The organism is Cellulophaga sp. L1A9 (assembly GCF_009797025.1).
In the GTDB taxonomy this organism is placed as follows: domain Bacteria; phylum Bacteroidota; class Bacteroidia; order Flavobacteriales; family Flavobacteriaceae; genus Cellulophaga.
This window is the reverse complement of record NZ_CP047027.1, coordinates 354222-371402: the sequence shown is the minus strand read 5'-3', so window position 1 is coordinate 371402 and position 17181 is coordinate 354222. Positions and strand designations below refer to the sequence as shown.

Below are 17181 nucleotides of genomic sequence, written 5' to 3'. Positions count from 1 at the left end.
TTTGTGGTCATTCTTTCGAAAAGGACAGTAGTTGATTTTAAGGTTTTATTAACAAGAAAATAAATCCAATTTGGATTCAGTTTTTAGTTTATTGTTAAATCTATATAATCGATTAAATGTCTGTTTCTAATGTTAAAATACAATTTAATAGGGTAAAACTTACTTATTAGTATATTAAATCTTATTTATGATATAATATTTATGTGTTAATTATTTATAAAGTAAGACTAATTATGAAGGAAATTTTAAAAATTGTTGTGTTATGTAAAATTTTGTGTGGTCAAATGACCGATAAGTGTCGACAAGTGGTAAATTAATCTTTGGAGATTTAGTTTTTTTATGTAGGAAATATTCCTAGAGAATGAATTTCACATAAAAAAAGGATAAAGCTGAAATCTATGAACGACTTCAACTAAATCCTGTTTATTTTCTGATGTTGAGCATCAGATATTTACTTAGTATAAAGAAACTATTTTAAAAGAATCGTGGTGTTATTACTTTTTTGTATCGTGTAAATTGCGTTTAGTTTACTCCGTGGATAATCTAAGTTCCAAATATAACTGAGAAGAAACTGTTAAAGCAATTTATATTGACTGATAATAGTCAAGTGTAGGTGAACGGTATTTAAATTGTTGCCATATGACAACAAATGACAACCTTAAAGGTAGTTAAGAGCTTGTTATTTGGTCGATGAAAGTCCAATTTCACTACCTTTTTTAAGCATAAATTGATAAGCTGCATCATATTCATTTAGAATTTCGCCCTCAAGAATTGCTTCTTTAATTGCCTCTTTTATAATCCCAATTTCTTTAGATGGTTTTAAGTTAAACGTCTCCATTATTTCTTCGCCACTAATTGGGGGCTGAAAATTTCTTACATGATCACGTTCTTCTACTTCAACAATTTTTTGTCTTACCAGTTTGAAGTTGTTTTGGTAGCGTTTTTGTTTTTTGGGATTTTTGGTAGTGATATCTGCTTCGCATAGGGTCATTAAATCCTCTATATTCTCTCCGGCATCAAAAATTAACCGACGTACGGCAGAATCTGTTGCAAAATCTTCCGATAAGATAATAGGTCTAGAACTCAATAAAACCATTTTTTGAACAAATTTCATTTTATCATTCAAAGGCATGCGTAACCTTTTAAATAACTTATAGACCATCTTAGAGCCTATAAATTCATGGCTATGGAAGGTCCAGCCTATTTTTTTATCAAAACGTTTTGTAGGAGCTTTTCCAATATCATGGAGTAGGGCAGCCCAACGCAGCCATACATTATCTGTGTTTTTGGCTATATTATCGACCACTTCTAAAGTATGCCAAAAATTATCCTTGTGGCGTTGTCCTTCTATCTCTTCAATACCTTGTAAGGCAGTAAGTTCTGGAAGTATATAGCCTAATAATTGTGTTTTATGTAATAATGAAAAGCCTAAAGAGGGAGTTTTACTCGCTAGAATTTTATGTAGCTCATCTACAATCCGTTCTTTTGAAATAATTTTTATGCGGTCTTTGTTTTCTGTGATAGCGTTTAAAGAAGCCTCTTCAATTTTAAAATCTAATTGGGTAGCAAAACGGATAGCACGCATCATTCTTAATGGATCATCAGAATAGGTAATTCCTGGAGCTAATGGTGTTTTGATAATTTTATCTGCTAAATCTTGAATGCCATTAAATGGATCTAATAGCGTACCATAATTTGTTTCATTCAAAGAAATTGCTAGGGCATTAATGGTAAAATCTCTTCTCTTTTGATCATCTTCTAATGAGCCATCTTCTACTACAGGCTTTCGGCTATCTTCATGGTAGCTTTCTTTACGCGCACCAACAAATTCTAATTCAATATCGTCGTGCTTAATCATAGCCGTACCAAAATTTTTAAAAACAGAAACCTCTGGTTTTCCTTTAAGTTTACTGGCTACTTTTTTGGCAAGCGCTATTCCGCTACCAATGGCAACAATATCAATATCTTTAGCAGTACCTCTGTCTAAGAGATAATCGCGTACAAAGCCTCCAATAACATAGCAGTCTAGATTTAATTCTTTGGCTGCAGCAGCAATTGTTTTGAAAATCGGGTTTTTTAGGGCTTGTTCGTGATTTGTATGCGTCATGCTATTCTCGGATAATTTTTACAACTCCATCATTTCCGAGTTTAATTATGGATGAAGGTGTTCCTGAATTTTGATCTTGGTGCAAATTTACCACATAGTCTACACCTTTTAAAATTGCACTGGTAATTTCTTTAAAAGTTTGAGGCGTAGCTTCTCCGGCAACATTTGCAGAAGTAGACACTATTGGTTTCTTAAATTTGGTAATGAGGTATTGACAAAATTTATCTGAGGCTACACGAATTGCTAAGGTGTTATCTTCTGCAACTAAGTTTTTAGCTACTCCTTTCGGGTTGTCATAAACTATAGTGGTAGGTTTTGTAGCTAAATCTATGATGTCATAAGCAACTTCTGGTACTGCATCTATATACTTTTCTAGCATAAAATCATTAGCCACCAAACAAATCATTGCTTTGGTATTTTTACGTTGTTTTAAGGCGTATATTTTAGCAACAGCTTCTTCGTTGGTAGCATCGCAGCCAATACCCCAAACAGTATCTGTTGGGTAAAGAATTAAACCGCCTTTAGAAAGAATTTCGATACATTTATTTATTTCTTCCTGCATGATAAAATTTTAGGGGTCAAAAATAACCTTTTATTAATGATTAAAATATATCTTTTAACAGATGTTTTAAGACTAAGTGTGTAATAAAGGCACTAGAAAAGCTGTTATAGCAATGTTTTATTGCAGTACTTTGTGTTAGGAATGCAAATACGGCTATTTTAAAAGGGTATTATGAAGGAAAAATTGTCTGTTTTTATTATTACATATAATGAAGAACGAATTTTGGATAAATGTTTAAATAAGCTTTCCTGGGCCGATGAAATTATTGTTGTAGACTCAGGCAGTACAGATGCTACCTTAGAAATTTGTAAAAAATATCATGTAAAACTATTTCATAAGGATTTTGAAGGTTTTGGTACACAAAAACAATTTGCCTTAGAGAAAACAACAAACAACTGGGTACTGAGTTTAGATGCTGATGAAATTCTATCCGAAGAATTGATTACTGAAATTCAAGAAAATCTTAAGCCAGAAATGAATATCAGTGGTTTCTATCTAAAAAGGAAACATGTTTTTCTAGGCAAAGTATTTGACTATGGTCCAGATAGTAAAGAATATATCTTGCGCTTATTCAATAAGAATATGGGAAAGTTTGATGGTAAAAAAGTGCATGAAAATATTATTTTGGAAGGAGAATCTGCCAAATTAAAAAATAATTTTCTTCATTTTACCACACGGTCATTAGATAATTATATAGTAAAACTTTCTAATTATGCTACGATCTATGCGGAGGGCAAATATTTAAAGAATAAGAACTATTCCATAGCTACAATTTTCATTAGAGTGAAATTAGAGTTTTTTAAGAAATATTTTGTAGAGCTTAATTTTTTAAATGGTAAAGAAGGATTTTATTGGTCCTATTTAGCGGCGTATTATATGGGACTTAAATACATGAAAACTAACGAGCAATACAAGCAAGTTAAAAAACAATTGATGTTCTAAAGCTGTTTTTCTTTGCGTAATTTTTTTAATTCACTATACCTGTTGTGAATGCCTAGCGCCATTAAATAACTCAAAATGATTCCTTTTTTTCCGTCTAAAAATCCTAAGCCAATTACATAATGTTTAAAGAAGCGAAATGCGGGTTTTATGACAAAGTGAAATGCAGTAGGTTTTTTGTTTTTAGCCAACAATTCCTTGGCTTGCATGCTGGTATACTTTAATCGCTTGTTTTTAAACTCTTCGTAGTTGTTATAGGAATAATGGATGAGCTTATTTTTTAACACCTTAGATTCTCCGTCAACCAACAGTGTTTCGTGTACCGTTTTTGTAGTGTCAAATTTCACTTTAGATTTCTGAAACAACCTGTAATTTTTATCAGATTGCGTTCCAGTAAAACGCATCCGTTGTTTTTCGAACATAAATATTCTCAAAAAATAATAGGCAGCTGCTTTCTTTTGATCCGAATTTACAGTTTTTAGCACTTCATTTTTCAAGGCATCGGTTAGCCGCTCATCAGCATCAATAAATAAAACCCAATTGTGCTTAGCTTGTGCTAAGGCATACGCTTTCTGATCCGTAAAATCTTTAAAAGGTCTTTGAATTAAATGAATGTTTTTAAAAGCTTTTATTTTTTCAATGGTCGTATCCGTACTAAAAGAATCTACAACAATGATTTCGTCAGCAAATTGTAAGTTCTCTAATACACCATTGATATGTTCTTCCTCATTGTAGGTTATTACAAGTGCCGATATTTTTTCTTTTTTAGGACCTGTACATATGTCTTTAGTTGGTTTGCCAAAGATTTTACGTATTTTTTTCCTTCTTAAAAACGATAACTTCCTTTCGTTAGGCACTCCATTCTTTGCAATATATTCTTTGGTGGTTTGCACCATTCGCGCTGCCGATTTTCCATCGTTATACGGATGATACTGCGCACATAATTCTTTTCTTTGTAAAGCGAAGCTATCATTTGCTATACTCGTTCTTACTTTATCGGTCAGGCTGTCGTAAGATTTAGCATCTAACCATTGAATATTTTCAGAAATATTCTTAAAGGTTATTACAGGTTTGTTCAGTAATAAAAATTCATAAATAACGGAAGAGGTATCACTAACCATCAAATCAGCTAGTAATAGATATTTTATAATATTCTTGTCTTCCTTAAAAAGGATATTAGGGATTTCTTCGGATAGTTTTTTATACGCGGCTATCCACTTTACATCCATTAAATCGTGGAATTTTATTAAAACAAGATAACCTGTATTTAATGCTAACTCTTTAATTTGATCTAATAAATAAGGTGCCGATGTTAGGCTAGGAGAGAAGGTAGGAGCATATAAAATAATCTTATCAGTGTTATATTTATTTAATAACGTTTCTTTTTCCGTGCTATAATCATGAGCCTCTGAACGGTAAATATCTAATTTAGGCCAACCCGTTTCTACAACTTCAAAATTCTGGTATTGCGCTTTAAAGGCATTAAATTTTTGAGTAAAGTAAGGTCCTTGCGTAAGGTATAAATCAAAATAATGGCGGATTCTAAAATGCCCTTTTTTTTCTCCTGCCAAACCATGAAATATTTGCACTTTCACCCCTCGTAAATAATACGGAACTTCATTTCCAGGAGCAAAAATAGCATCGCTTTCAAATAATTGAAGGTCTAAAATACTAGTCGTAAAGTTTTCTTTTTTGAACGGAAATGTATCTAATAACTTAGGTGATATATACCAGATATACTCATGACTCTCCTTTTGTAATACAGCTCTAATGGGTGCTAAAATTCCAAAAGCATAGGCATTCTGACAAAAAAGAACAGTTTTCATTATTCCAGTAGCTTATTGGCGTTATCTAAATCTTCCTGAAAATCTACTTCCATACAATTGTATTGAGAAATATCTACAGCACACACTTCCAAACCATCTTTTTCTATGGCAATTTCAATACCACGTTCAAAATAATCGTTAGCGTCACATTCTTCTAATCTAGCAATAAAACTATTGATGTCTTTTGATGCGATATAATTAATCCCAACGGCTTCACCTAGACCGCCTGTAACTGTTTTTGAAAGTTTTTTAATAAACCCATTTTCTAAGGTATATTTCACCTCTTCATCAGCTACTTTACTTGTGTTTACAGCAACGAAAGACTGTTTCTTCTTGATAAATGGACTCAAAACGTCAAATAGTTTTTCATCAAATACTACATCGCCATTCATCCAAAGTACAGATTTATCTCTGAATTTTTTTAAAGCCTTTAATAAACTTTTTGAGGTATTTGTATTGTCAAAAAAAGGATTGTAGATATAACTTAAATCAGGAAAACGCTCCATGATTAGGTTTTTTTTAAAACCTACAACTACACTAATATCATCAATAGAATAGTAAGCATCTATATTATCTACTTGCATTTGCATGATACTTTTTCCATTCACCAAAGGCGTTAAAGGTTTAGGAAACGGGTTTCCTAATCTTGAACCCATTCCGGCAGCTAGTATCACTATTTTCATAATCAAAGTATCTATTAAAACTTGTAAAATAGTTACAAGAACAATCGTTTTTATATGTTGGCAAACCTAAAAAAAAATGACCTGTATAAATAATATTTTAAGGTTTTTATATGAAAACGATTTCAAAAAAAAATCTTCCATGATCTATTAAAACCATGGAAGACTACGCTATTTTATCTAGTTGTTATTTTATACAGCAACATCATATTCTCTAAGCGCATCGTTTAGAGAGGTCTTTTTATTTGTACTTTCTTTACGCGTACCAATAATTAATGCACAAGGAACGTTGTATTCTCCTGCAGCAAACTTTTTTGTGTAACTCCCAGGGATAACTACTGATCTTGCAGGCACTAAACCTTTACGTTCAACAGGAGTATCTCCAGTAACATCAATAATTTTTGTTGATGCTGTAAGGACAACATTTGCACCTAATACAGCTTCTTTTTCTACACGTACGCCTTCTACAACAATACATCTAGAACCTACAAACACATTGTCTTCAATGATTACAGGAGCGGCTTGTAATGGCTCTAAAACACCACCGATACCAACGCCTCCACTAAGGTGTACATTTTTACCAATTTGAGCACAGCTACCAACTGTAGCCCAAGTATCTACCATAGTACCCTCGTCTACATATGCACCTATATTTACATAACTAGGCATTAAAATAGTACCCGCAGAGATGTAAGCTCCGTGTCTTGCCGTAGCTCCTGGTACTACACGAATTCCTTTTTCTTTATATCCTCTTTTTAAAGGCATTTTATCGTGGTATTCAAAAATACCAGCTTCAAGAGTTTCCATTTTCTGAATAGGGAAATATAATACTACTGCTTTTTTAACCCATTCATTTATTTGCCAACCATCTGTTGTTGGTTCTGCACAACGCAATTTACCTTCATCTAATAAATCTATTACTGAGCGTATTGCAGTTTGTGTCTTTTCTTCTTTCAATAAATCTCGGTTATCCCAAGCTTTTTCTATTTGCTCTCTTAATTCCGTCATTTTACGCTAAAATTTCCTCAAATATAAGTCCTAAACACTAATTATTCGTGCTAATTTATAGTTATAACAATTTATCCTTTATTTTTGTAAAAAATAAAATGAATGGCAAGGATTGTTGCAATTGATTATGGTAAAGTGCGAACAGGAATTGCTGTTACGGATGAGTTACAACTTATTGCATCAGGATTAACCACTGTAGCCACAAAGGAATTGATTGATTTTTTAAAGAACTATATCGCCACCGAGAATGTGGAGCTGATAGTGGTTGGAGAACCAAAACAAATGAATAATCAAGTTTCAGAATCTGAAGCTTTGATTTTACCATTTATAGAGAAGTTGAAGCTTAGTTTTCCTTCTATGAAAATTGAGCGCCAAGATGAAAGGTTTACCTCCAAAATGGCGTTTCAGACGATGATAGATAGTGGTTTAAAAAAGAAGCAGAGAAGAGACAAAGCATTGGTTGATGAGATTAGTGCGACAATTATTTTACAAGCATATTTAAACAGAATTTAATAAAATGATATTACCAATTATCGCTTACGGAGATCCAGTTTTACGAAAAGTAGGAACTGATATAGCAAAGGACTATCCTAAACTAGAAACCTTAGTCGAAAATATGTGGGAAACCATGTATAATGCAAGTGGCGTTGGTTTGGCAGCACCACAAATTGGCTTGCCTATTCGCTTATTTGTTATAGACACAACGCCATTTTCAGAGGATGAAGATTTAGCTCCAGAAGATCAAAAAGCACTAGATGGCTTTAAGAAAGTGTTCGTGAATGCTAAGATAGAGGAAGAAACAGGAGAAGAGTGGAACTTTAATGAAGGGTGTTTAAGTATTCCTGATATTCGCGAAGATGTGAATAGAAAAGAAACCATTAAGATTACCTATTTAGATGAAAATTTTAATGAAAAAAGTGAGAGCTACGGAGGTTTATTGGCCAGAGTAATTCAACATGAATATGATCATATTGAAGGAATTTTGTTTACAGATAAACTATCGAGCCTAAAAAAGCGTTTATTAAAAGGAAAATTGAGTAACATTTCAAAAGGAAAAATTAGTGCAGATTATCGCATGCGTTTTCCAGATATGAAAAAAGGTAGGTAATCTAGTTTTTTTATACGCGTAAAAGTTTAATATTTGTCCAGAAATTAAAATAATACATGAGTTTAGATAAAATTTTATCCATAGGAGGAAAACCAGGTTTGTTTAAATTATTAACACAGACTAGAGCTGGTTTTGTAGCAGAATCATTATTAGATGGTAAAAAAATAACCGTTGGTTTTAAGAACAATGTAAGTGTTCTTTCGGAAATCGCGATTTACACACTAGATGCAGAAATTCCGCTTCGAGAAGTGTTCAGAAAAATTCAAGAAAAAGAAAATGGGGAGAAAACTCCGGTTTCTCACAAAGATGATAAGTTAAAATTAGAAGAGTACTTTTTTGAAATACTTCCTAATTATGATGAAGATAGAGTATATGCCAGTGACATTAAGAAAGTTATTCAATGGTATAATATGCTTCAAGAGCAAGGAATAGCAGATTTTGAAGCAAAAGAAGAAACTAAAGAAGAAGTAAAAGAAGAAGAGTAAATCTAGATTTACACTCCTTAGTATCAGATATTTGAGAAAGGCAAAAAATATGAGTTTTCATATTTTTTGCCTTTTTTGTTTATATAGCCTTAGATTTTTTTAAGAAAATTGTAGTTTATATTTCCTTCATCGACAGTTTATGTTCATTCACCTATAGATAAAAAGCAGTTAAAGATACTGCTCTTAAATTTTCGTTTTAAAACATCAAATTTGAACCATAATATTGATTTAGCCTAAATCAAAAAGAAATGTCATGGTAGCAATAGAAGGAGAATATAATAAGGAAATAAGAAGCGCTTTTTTTAACATGGCATACTCACCATTTGTTATTTTAAACAAAGATTTAAATTTTGTTGATGTCAACGAAGCCGGTCTAAAGGCAATTAAAATAAAAAGAGAAGATTTTATAGGTAGAAATTTATTAGATTTTTTTCCATATTTAAAGGATACAGAGCGGTATCAAATGTATAAAGATGTTTTGCTTACAGGTGAAGCTATGGGGTTTGATGAATTAACGTTTCACACTGACAAAGGAATGTTGAAATTTATGATCAAAGCTTTTAAAATAGGCGATTATCTTGGAATGAGTACCCTAGATGTTACAAGCTTAACCAGCAACATTGATCAATTAAAGGCTACAAAACTTAATTTACAGACGGTAAACGATAACCTAAAACGTAAAAATCAGGAATTAGAGGAGTTTTCTTATGTAGCAGCGCATGATTTAAGATCACCACTTACTAATATACATAGTTTATTAGATATGTTGCAAAGCGAAAATGCAATTTCACAAGAAGGTTTACCTGTTTTTGAGAAAGTACAAGAAGTAGCAATGCAAATGTGCAATAAGTTAAGAGCTTTAAACTCCGTAATAGCTTTAAAAACTAATATGGAAGATAAAAAGGAAGTTGTTAATTTTTCCAGTATTATAGGCAAAGTAAAGGTTGACAATTCGGAAGAGATAGTACAAAGTAGAACTATTATAAAAGAAGATTTTGTACGCGCACCATCCATAATTTATAATTTAAAACAAATAGAAAGTATTTTGCAAAACTTGATTTCTAATTCCATTAAATACAGAAACCCAAATAGAAAACCAGTTATAATTATCAAAACGAGCATTATAGACGGTAAAACAGTACTAACAATTAAAGACAACGGAATTGGGTTTGATAAAGATACCGACCCAGAAAAAATATTCGGACTTTTTAAACGCATGCATTCCCATGTTGAGGGTCTTGGGGTAGGACTTTATATAACCAATTCTATTATCACTAATAATGGGGGTGAGATTACCACTAAAAGTGAATTAAATAAAGGAACACAATTTAAAATTATATTTTAATGAAAAATAATTCTAGTAGCAATTTTAAAATACTATTGGTAGATGATGATGAAATTACCAATTACATTACAACCACAAAGTTAAAAAATCAAGGTTTTGAGAATATAGAAGCGGTAATAGACGGACAATTAGCTTTGGATTATCTTAAAGATAATACACCAAGTTTAATAATTCTAGACGTAAATATGCCGGTCATGGATGGCTTCGAGTTTTTAGAAGAGTTATCTATAAAAAGTATTTATCAGGATATTCCTATAGCCATGTTAACCTCTTCTGGTAGGCTGGCAGATAAGGAAAAAGCTGCGAAATACAAAAATGTAATAGCTTATCTAGAAAAACCATTGAGTTATGAAAACATTCAGAACATTCTATTAACGATGAATAAAAGCTTGACGTAATTATTGAAAAGCAATACAAACGGGAGTAGGAGCTTCTATTTCAGCAACGAACGTTAATAATCCTGTTTCAGTATTTCTCTTGTAGGAAACTAAATTGTTTGTATCTTGATTTGCTACTACTAGAAAATCATTATCCGGAGACAGCGAGAAATTTCGTGGATTTTTACCTCGACAAGATTCGTATCCTACTAAATTTAAATCGCCATTATCCTCATTTACACTTAAAATGGCGATACTATTATGGCCTCGGTTTGTAGCGTAAATGAATTTCCCATCCTTAGAGATATGAATGTCTGCACTTTTAGTAGGCTCTTTAAAATCATCTGGAATAGAAGAAATGGTTTGCTTTTTTTGATAGTTGCCCTCTGCTGTTTTTGTAACGCTAGTAATTGTATTGTCTAGCTCATTTAAAACATATAGAACGTTTTTGTTTGGGTGAAATGCCAAATGTCTTGGTCCTGCACCTTCTGCCATTGGCAACCTAAATGGGGGTATCGTATCTAGTGTATTTGTTGTTGTATTAATGGTTGAGAACCAAAGCTCATTAGTTCCTAGATCTGCTGAAATTATAATATCGTTGACAAACCAAGAGGAATGTGCGTGTGGTGCTTCTTGCCTTTCTGTAGTGCCTTTTCCTGTATGTTGTTGGAGATCTAATAGGTTTGATAAATTCCCCGAAGAATCAATTTTTAATAGGCCCACAGAGCCACCGCTGTAATTTGCAGCTAAAACATATCCATCATTATTAATGTTGATATGACAAGGATGTGCGCCACCCGAAGAACTCATGTTCTTGAAAAGTAAAGTATCTTTCTCAATTTGATAAGAACTTACAAAACCCATGTTTTTTTCTTCCACTTCATTTACGACTAAAAGAAATTTTTTGTCAGGACTAAAAGCTAAGAACGATGGATTTTTAGCTTCTGCTGCTAATCCAATTTTATTTAATTTTCCTTCAGATGTTAAGCTATATTTATAAATACCTTTACTTTCTTTATCGGTATAGGTGCCCACGTAAAAAGAAGATACCGGTTCTTCATTATTCTCAGGAGCTTCTTTTACAGGTTTTATTTCCGTTTTACAGTTTGTAAGCATAATTAATACTAAAAAAAGGATAGAATACTTCATTGAGTTGGTTTGTGGTTGTGCCGTTATTTAGTTTTTTAGAATGGTTTTTGAAGGAGCTGTCTTCCAATCAATCAATGCAGACGGATAGTAATTTACTTTCATTCTGTTTAGATAAGGCGTTTGGTTGGCTAATCTAGTTTTAAAATCTTCCCAATTTCTATTCTCATCGGTAGACCAGCCAAGTTCTGCGTATCCTATAATTCTTGGAAATGCCAAGTATTCTAGTTCAGACATGTTAGATATTGTTTCAGACCAAAGTGGTGCTTCTATTCCTAAAATATTTTCTTTTTTTAGTTCTTCAATATAGGTGGTAGGAGACCAGTTGTAAGCAGTATCAACAGGAATGAGTGCAGCCCAGTCTAACCCGTGAATAGACGCGTCATCATATTTCATATCTAAATAGGATTTAGTAGCTGGAGACATAATTATTTTTGATCCTCTTACAGCTGCGTCAAGTGCATTTTTCTTTGTATTCCAATGTTGCGCAATACTTGTGCTATTTACATCCGCTTGCATAATTTCATCCCAACCAATCATTTGCTTCCCATGTTTTTGAACAATTTTTTCTACACGATTTACAAAATAAATATAATCATTCTTCTTTGTTACATGGCTTTCATCTCCTCCTATATGAAAATAAGGTCCAGGTGAAAGTGCTGCTATTTCGCGAACAACATCATCAATAAAGGCGTAAACGGTATCCTTATGCGCGTCAAACGTACTAAAGCCAACATGTGTTCCCGTATAAGGTTTCATTGTTTTTCCATTTCCATTAAGAATTGGATAGGCAACAGAAGCTGCATTGGTATGCCCCGGCATATCTACTTCAGGAATAATAGTCATGTGGTGTTTAGAGGCATAAGCAACAATGTCACTATAGTCCTCTTGCGTGTAAAAGCCTCCTTTACCACCACCTACTTCTGTGGCACCAGAAACAGTAGTCAATTTTGGCCAAGATTTTATTTCAATACGCCACCCTTGATCATCGGTAAGGTGTAGGTGTAATTTGTTAATTTTATAGTAGGCCAATAGGTCTATATATTTTTTTACATCGGTAACGCTAAAAAAATGTCTAGCAACATCTAGCATGGCACCTCGGTATTCAAAATTAGGACTGTCTATTATCTTTCCAGTTGGAATTAGCCACATAGCGTGATCTGTGATGGTGTCATTGCTTTTTTCTGGGATAATCTGTCTTAGTGTCTGTACTCCTCTAAAAGCGCCTTCAGCAGTCTTAGAATTGATGATGATAGAATCTTTTGAAATGTATAACTGATAGGATTCTTTTGTTTCTAGCTCCAGACTGTCAGATTGATTGATGTAAATAATACGATCTGCAGTTTCTCGCTCTGTCGTATTTACAGGAACTTTTAATGCAGTAACTTCTTCAATCTTGTCAGATAGAAATTTTCCTACTTCAGTATATCCATTAAATGCTTGCGAAGTGTAAATTATCGTGTTTTGATCCAAACCAAAGGCAGAATTTGTAGCAATAACTTTAGAAGGCTTCGGAATAATATTTTCTGCAGCTAAGTTTGTTTCAGGAAATACGAGCACAACTTTCTTCTTTTTTTCGGCACATGAAACGGAAACTATCGCTAAAGCGAATAAAGCTATTTTTAAAGCAAAAATCTTTTTTTTCATAGATACAAAACTAGCGTGTTAATCAATGTAATCTTTAATAATAGAATGCCAAAGTTGATATCCTTTTTCATTCATATGTAAGCCATCACTTATAAAAAGATCCGATTTTATTTTTTTTCTATCGAGCATAATATCCCATACGTTCGCAAATTCTAGGTTGTCATTTCCTTCACAAAAGCGTTTTAGTTTTCTGTTTAAACGTTTGTATTTTCCTTTGTGTTTCCACCTAGAGATACTTGGTTTAGCCGATATAATAACCACTTTTGTGGTGCTATCATTCTTTTTTATTTTTTGAATTACTTTAGAAAAAGTATGAAGAATTTCTTTATGCCTTTTTTTAGACGAAATATCATTATCTCCTTCGTAGATAAATACTTTTTTTGGTTGATACATTAAAATAAGCTCTTCTGTGTATCCTAATAAATCAATAGTTTGAGATCCTCCAAACCCTGTGTTTAGGATTTGATGTTCAGGGAAATATTGATTTAAGGATTTCCACATCCGAACACTAGAACTCCCTGTAAATACTATCGTTTCTTTAGAGGAATCCCATAAAGAATCGTATTTTCTGGTAATTGAAGATACTTCATCCTTGAAAAATTCATTCGGTTGTGCTAAGCAGTAAAGGGGAACTAAAAATAAGATTAAAAATTTCACGTTGAATACTTTAAGCTTCTAAGATAGCTTTTATCTGCTAAACCTTCAATTTTAAATACTTTATGAGAGGGATTTTTTATATTCAATTACTGAAGGATTCATTGGGTAAAATCTTTTTTTTTAGCGGTAGTATTGTATATATTTGAAGCTTAATTTAATCGGGATGTAGCGCAGTCCGGTAGCGTACACGGCTGGGGGTCGTGTGGTCGCAGGTTCAAATCCTGTCATCCCGACGAAATTAGATATCAATCTATACTAAAAACCTGTTAATCTTATGATTAACAGGTTTTTATGTTTTTAGGGATATCAAAAAAAAACAATTATATCCAAAGAACATGTCAACAATTCGGTTAACAAATTAATTTTTTAAAAAGTGTTGACCGAATTGTTAAAATTCCTCTGTGTAGGCTAAATAAATGTATCTTTAAGTGATTTGACTTTCGTCTGATAACAACATTTAATGTTAACAAAAAGACGAAATTATGAAAACATCTTCTTCATTCAGTATTCTGTTTTGGGTAAACTTATCCAGAACAAAGAACAGTGAGGCATCTCTTTACGCACGGATTACCGTAAACGGAAAAAGGGCTGCCATCAGTTTAAATCGCAAAGTTTTAATAACCGACTGGGATAGTGACAGAAATAGGGCAAAGGGCACCGGGCAAAAATCACGTATCCTTAATGCGTATCTAGACGAAACTTATAATCAGTTATTTCAAGCGTATCAAGACTTAAAGTCAGAACATAAACAGATAACTGCGCGGTCGATTAAAGCAAGGTTTCTTGGTTTGGATGCAATTAACCGTTCGATCTTGGACATCATTAGCTATCATAATGAGGATATGAAGGGCAAGTTAAAATGGGGAACTCAAAAGAACTATTTTACAACACAGCGCTATATTTCTAGGTTTCTCTCAAAAGCTTACAAGAGTCCAGATATACAGTTGAGGGAACTGGATTATGACTTTATCATAAAGTTTGAGAAGTTTTTGAGAGGCTATATTCCCCAAGATAATCAAAGGCGCATGGGAAACAATACAGTTATGAAGCATATAGAACGCTTTAGAAAACTAATTAACCTATCGCGTAAATTGGGATGGATGGAACGCGACCCTTTCATTAATTTTAAGGCGAAACGAATTAAGACTGAACGTGGCTTTTTAAGTCTATTAGAGCTTCAGGAAATAGAAAAAAAGAATTTCACTATTCCTAGATTGCAACTAGTAAGGGATTTGTTTGTCTTTAGTTGCTATACGAGTTTGAGTTATATCGATGCTATCAATCTTAGCGCGGAGAATATTCGTATTGATGGGGAACTATGGATTTATTATAAACGAGAAAAAACAACGAAGCCTATTCATATTCCTTTATTGCCAAAAGCTTTGGATATCATAGAGAAGTATAAGGATAACCAAAAAGCGATTTTACAAGGCAGGGTATTTCCCAAAATATCGAACCAGAAATTGAATTCTTATTTAAAGGAAATAGCAGACGTGTGCGGTATAGAAAAGAATCTCACGTTTCATATAGCTAGACATACTTTTGCCACAACGGTCACCCTAAGTAACGGGATGCCTATAGAAACCGTTTCAAAATTATTGGGACATTCAAAGATAGCTACTACTCAAATTTATGCAAAGGTTATTGAGCGCAAGGTGAGTGACGATATGCATCGCTTAAGGAAGCATTTTAATACTATTGAATGCCAACTGACTTAATGCCAACTGACTTAAAAAACCTATTAGAACACTATCCTTTAAAAATCAACATATAGAATTTTCAATAATTAAATCTAAGATCCACACTATTCAAGAAAACAAAGAAATTCTTTATTTTGACTAATCGGTCCTTAATAAATTGGAAAATAAGGTGTTAAGACAAGCTGTAAGAAGGAACCTTAAGAGATTTCCGGAAGACTTTAGGTTTCAATTGTCTAAAGAGGTCTGGAAAGAGCTTATCACAAATTGTGATAAGCTACCCGAGAAGGTTAAATTTAGTCCAACTACTCCTTTTACTTTTACGGAACAAGGAGTAGCAATGATTTCTAGCGTTCTCAATAGTGACAAGGCTAATTTCTATAATGCGAGTCTTTGTTTTACTTAGACGGCATCTAACCGACGATGGTAACTTAAAGGATGAAATAGAGCAACTCGAAAAGAAGATAGAAATAGGGCTTAGACAAGTAAAAGTCGAAAAAAATTTTGAAATGCTGGTGTGGTGGAATTGGTAGACACGCCACACTTAGGATCTGGTGCCGTAAGGTGTGGGAGTTCGAGTCTCCCCATCTGTACAAGAGCAGAAGAGAAATCTTCGGCTTTTTTTTGTTTGAAATCGAACCGAAAAAAGGTCAGGTACAACATATGTAAAACATTTTGTTATTTTTTTACTAACATTCAATTCTATATCGTTTAAAAGCAAATCACATTATATTCTATTTTTTATTTGTTGGATTCATAGAATTCAAGATTTCATAGCTCATTCAGCCCATTCCCATTCATTCCGTGGAAAAATCTTCATTGAAAGGTCATGGGCACAACTTCAAAGCTTCCGATTTTCATTAAGCTAACCCTACCAAAAAAAGAGAGCAACACTTCATTTCTCATCTACACCTTTAAAGTAGAGTCCGCTTCAGACACTACTTGTAATGAATAATAGGCCTTTGCATATAATTTATTCCTTTTATATAAGAGTTTATAGAGTCAAATTATTACCACTATAATGATATAGTGGTAATAATTAGTTTTCAAATATTTACCACTTTTTTGTATATTTGGCAAAGTTTTGATAAAGAGTATATGCCAAAAATTATAGAAAATAGGATTATAGAAGCATTTAAGGAACGAAGTTTCTTCGATAGGGACGAGCTATTTCAATTCTATCTGGAATATGAACCAGACTTAAAAGAAAGTACTTTTAGTTGGCGAATTTATGACCTTAAGAAAAAGGATATTATCAAAACTATTGGGCGTGGACTTTATGTAATATCCTATAAACCCAAGTATAAACCAATACTGTCTAATAACGTGCTAAAGATAGCTCGTAAAACTACCGAACGTTTTGAGGATATTAAATATGCTATATGGGAAACCCAATGGCTAAACGAGTTTTCTCAGCACCAGACATCCAATCAAATGATTCTAGTCGAAGTAGAAAAAGAGTTTGCCGATTCCCTTTATTACTATCTCAATGATACTATGCGAATGGATTTTTTTCTTAATCCCGATGAAAAGGAAATCCAGTTTTACATTTCAGAAAGTAATGTACCAGTTGTTATCAAATAGTTTAGCCCCTAAT

The 17181-nt window shown here is 32.9% G+C and carries 17 protein-coding genes and 2 tRNA genes; 11 read left to right on the top strand and 8 right to left on the bottom strand.

Annotation, left to right across the window (positions count from 1 at the left end; translation table 11 throughout):
- Nucleotides 1-679: 679 nt before the first annotated feature.
- Together GQR94_RS01615 and GQR94_RS01610 are read right to left on the bottom strand one after the other, a co-directional pair.
- Entirely contained in the window at nt 680-2107 is a 1428-nt protein-coding gene (locus GQR94_RS01615; protein WP_158973692.1) for a CCA tRNA nucleotidyltransferase, read from the bottom strand.
- A 1-nt stretch (nt 2108) separates the two neighbouring features.
- Nucleotides 2109-2669 (bottom strand): L-threonylcarbamoyladenylate synthase, encoded by a 561-nt coding sequence (locus tag GQR94_RS01610; RefSeq protein ID WP_158973691.1) that lies wholly within the window; start codon nt 2667-2669, stop codon nt 2109-2111.
- 171 nt (nt 2670-2840) lie between these two features.
- Between GQR94_RS01610 and GQR94_RS01605 the strand changes: the two genes are divergently transcribed.
- Nucleotides 2841-3611, top strand: coding sequence for a glycosyltransferase family 2 protein (locus tag GQR94_RS01605; protein WP_158973690.1), 771 nt, complete (start codon nt 2841-2843; stop codon nt 3609-3611).
- On the opposite strand, the gene GQR94_RS01600 is transcribed toward GQR94_RS01605, so the two are convergent.
- The 3 genes from GQR94_RS01600 to GQR94_RS01590 form a co-directional block, all read right to left on the bottom strand.
- On the bottom strand, nt 3608-5434 hold the full coding sequence (locus tag GQR94_RS01600) for a CDP-glycerol glycerophosphotransferase family protein (protein ID WP_158973689.1): 1827 nt from the start codon (nt 5432-5434) through the stop codon (nt 3608-3610). The two genes, GQR94_RS01605 and GQR94_RS01600, sit on opposite strands and share 4 nt — an antisense overlap.
- Entirely contained in the window at nt 5434-6117 is a 684-nt protein-coding gene (locus tag GQR94_RS01595) for an NTP transferase domain-containing protein (RefSeq protein WP_199271517.1), read from the bottom strand. The genes GQR94_RS01600 and GQR94_RS01595 overlap by 1 nt, the downstream gene beginning before the upstream one ends.
- Before the next feature lie 189 nt (nt 6118-6306).
- Nucleotides 6307-7122: a 2,3,4,5-tetrahydropyridine-2,6-dicarboxylate N-succinyltransferase gene (locus GQR94_RS01590; RefSeq protein ID WP_158973687.1), complete on the bottom strand. Its 816-nt coding sequence runs from the start codon at nt 7120-7122 to the stop codon at nt 6307-6309.
- A gap of 102 nt (nt 7123-7224) precedes the next feature.
- On the opposite strand from GQR94_RS01590, the gene ruvX reads away from it, so the two are divergent.
- From ruvX to GQR94_RS01565, 5 genes are all read left to right on the top strand, one after another.
- On the top strand, nt 7225-7635 hold the full coding sequence (gene ruvX / locus GQR94_RS01585) for a Holliday junction resolvase RuvX (RefSeq protein WP_158973686.1): 411 nt from the start codon (nt 7225-7227) through the stop codon (nt 7633-7635).
- Nucleotides 7636-7639: 4 nt separating this feature from the next.
- Nucleotides 7640-8230, top strand: a complete 591-nt coding sequence (def, locus tag GQR94_RS01580) for a peptide deformylase (RefSeq protein WP_158973685.1) — start codon at nt 7640-7642, stop codon at nt 8228-8230.
- Nucleotides 8231-8286: 56 nt separating this feature from the next.
- Nucleotides 8287-8715, top strand: coding sequence for a DUF5606 domain-containing protein (locus GQR94_RS01575; protein ID WP_158973684.1), 429 nt, complete (start codon nt 8287-8289; stop codon nt 8713-8715).
- 253 nt (nt 8716-8968) lie between these two features.
- Complete coding sequence (locus GQR94_RS01570; RefSeq protein WP_158973683.1) at nt 8969-10060, top strand: ATP-binding protein; 1092 nt, start codon at nt 8969-8971, stop codon at nt 10058-10060.
- Nucleotides 10060-10458, top strand: coding sequence for a response regulator (locus tag GQR94_RS01565; RefSeq protein ID WP_158973682.1), 399 nt, complete (start codon nt 10060-10062; stop codon nt 10456-10458). Before GQR94_RS01570 ends, GQR94_RS01565 begins: the two co-directional genes overlap by 1 nt.
- Here the strand turns inward: GQR94_RS01565 and GQR94_RS01560 are convergent, their stop codons facing one another.
- Genes GQR94_RS01560 through GQR94_RS01550 form a run of 3 tightly spaced genes read right to left on the bottom strand, consistent with a single transcriptional unit; the run spans nt 10459 to nt 13887 of the window.
- Nucleotides 10459-11586 (bottom strand): lactonase family protein, encoded by a 1128-nt coding sequence (locus GQR94_RS01560; protein WP_158973681.1) that lies wholly within the window; start codon nt 11584-11586, stop codon nt 10459-10461.
- 27 nt (nt 11587-11613) lie between these two features.
- A complete protein-coding gene (locus GQR94_RS01555) occupies nt 11614-13230 on the bottom strand; it encodes a family 20 glycosylhydrolase (RefSeq protein WP_158973680.1) in 1617 nt (538 codons plus the stop codon).
- Between the two features lie 18 nt (nt 13231-13248).
- Entirely contained in the window at nt 13249-13887 is a 639-nt protein-coding gene (locus tag GQR94_RS01550; protein ID WP_158973679.1) for a GDSL-type esterase/lipase family protein, read from the bottom strand.
- A gap of 159 nt (nt 13888-14046) precedes the next feature.
- Between GQR94_RS01550 and GQR94_RS01545 the strand changes: the two genes are divergently transcribed.
- The 5 genes from GQR94_RS01545 to GQR94_RS01525 all read left to right on the top strand — a co-directional run bounded on the left by GQR94_RS01545 (nt 14047) and on the right by GQR94_RS01525 (nt 17168).
- Nucleotides 14047-14120, top strand: a tRNA-Pro gene (locus tag GQR94_RS01545).
- 249 nt (nt 14121-14369) lie between these two features.
- Nucleotides 14370-15605, top strand: a complete 1236-nt coding sequence (locus GQR94_RS01540) for a site-specific integrase (RefSeq protein ID WP_158973678.1) — start codon at nt 14370-14372, stop codon at nt 15603-15605.
- Between the two features lie 139 nt (nt 15606-15744).
- On the top strand, nt 15745-15990 hold the full coding sequence (locus GQR94_RS22890; protein WP_158973677.1) for an ORF6N domain-containing protein: 246 nt from the start codon (nt 15745-15747) through the stop codon (nt 15988-15990).
- A 105-nt stretch (nt 15991-16095) separates the two neighbouring features.
- A tRNA-Leu gene (locus tag GQR94_RS01530) sits at nt 16096-16177 on the top strand.
- Nucleotides 16178-16682: 505 nt separating this feature from the next.
- The gene (locus tag GQR94_RS01525; RefSeq protein WP_233268606.1) at nt 16683-17168 is read left to right on the top strand and encodes a DUF6577 family protein; all 486 of its coding nucleotides are present in this window, start codon (nt 16683-16685) and stop codon (nt 17166-17168) included.
- The last annotated feature ends 13 nt before the right edge of the window (nt 17169-17181 follow it).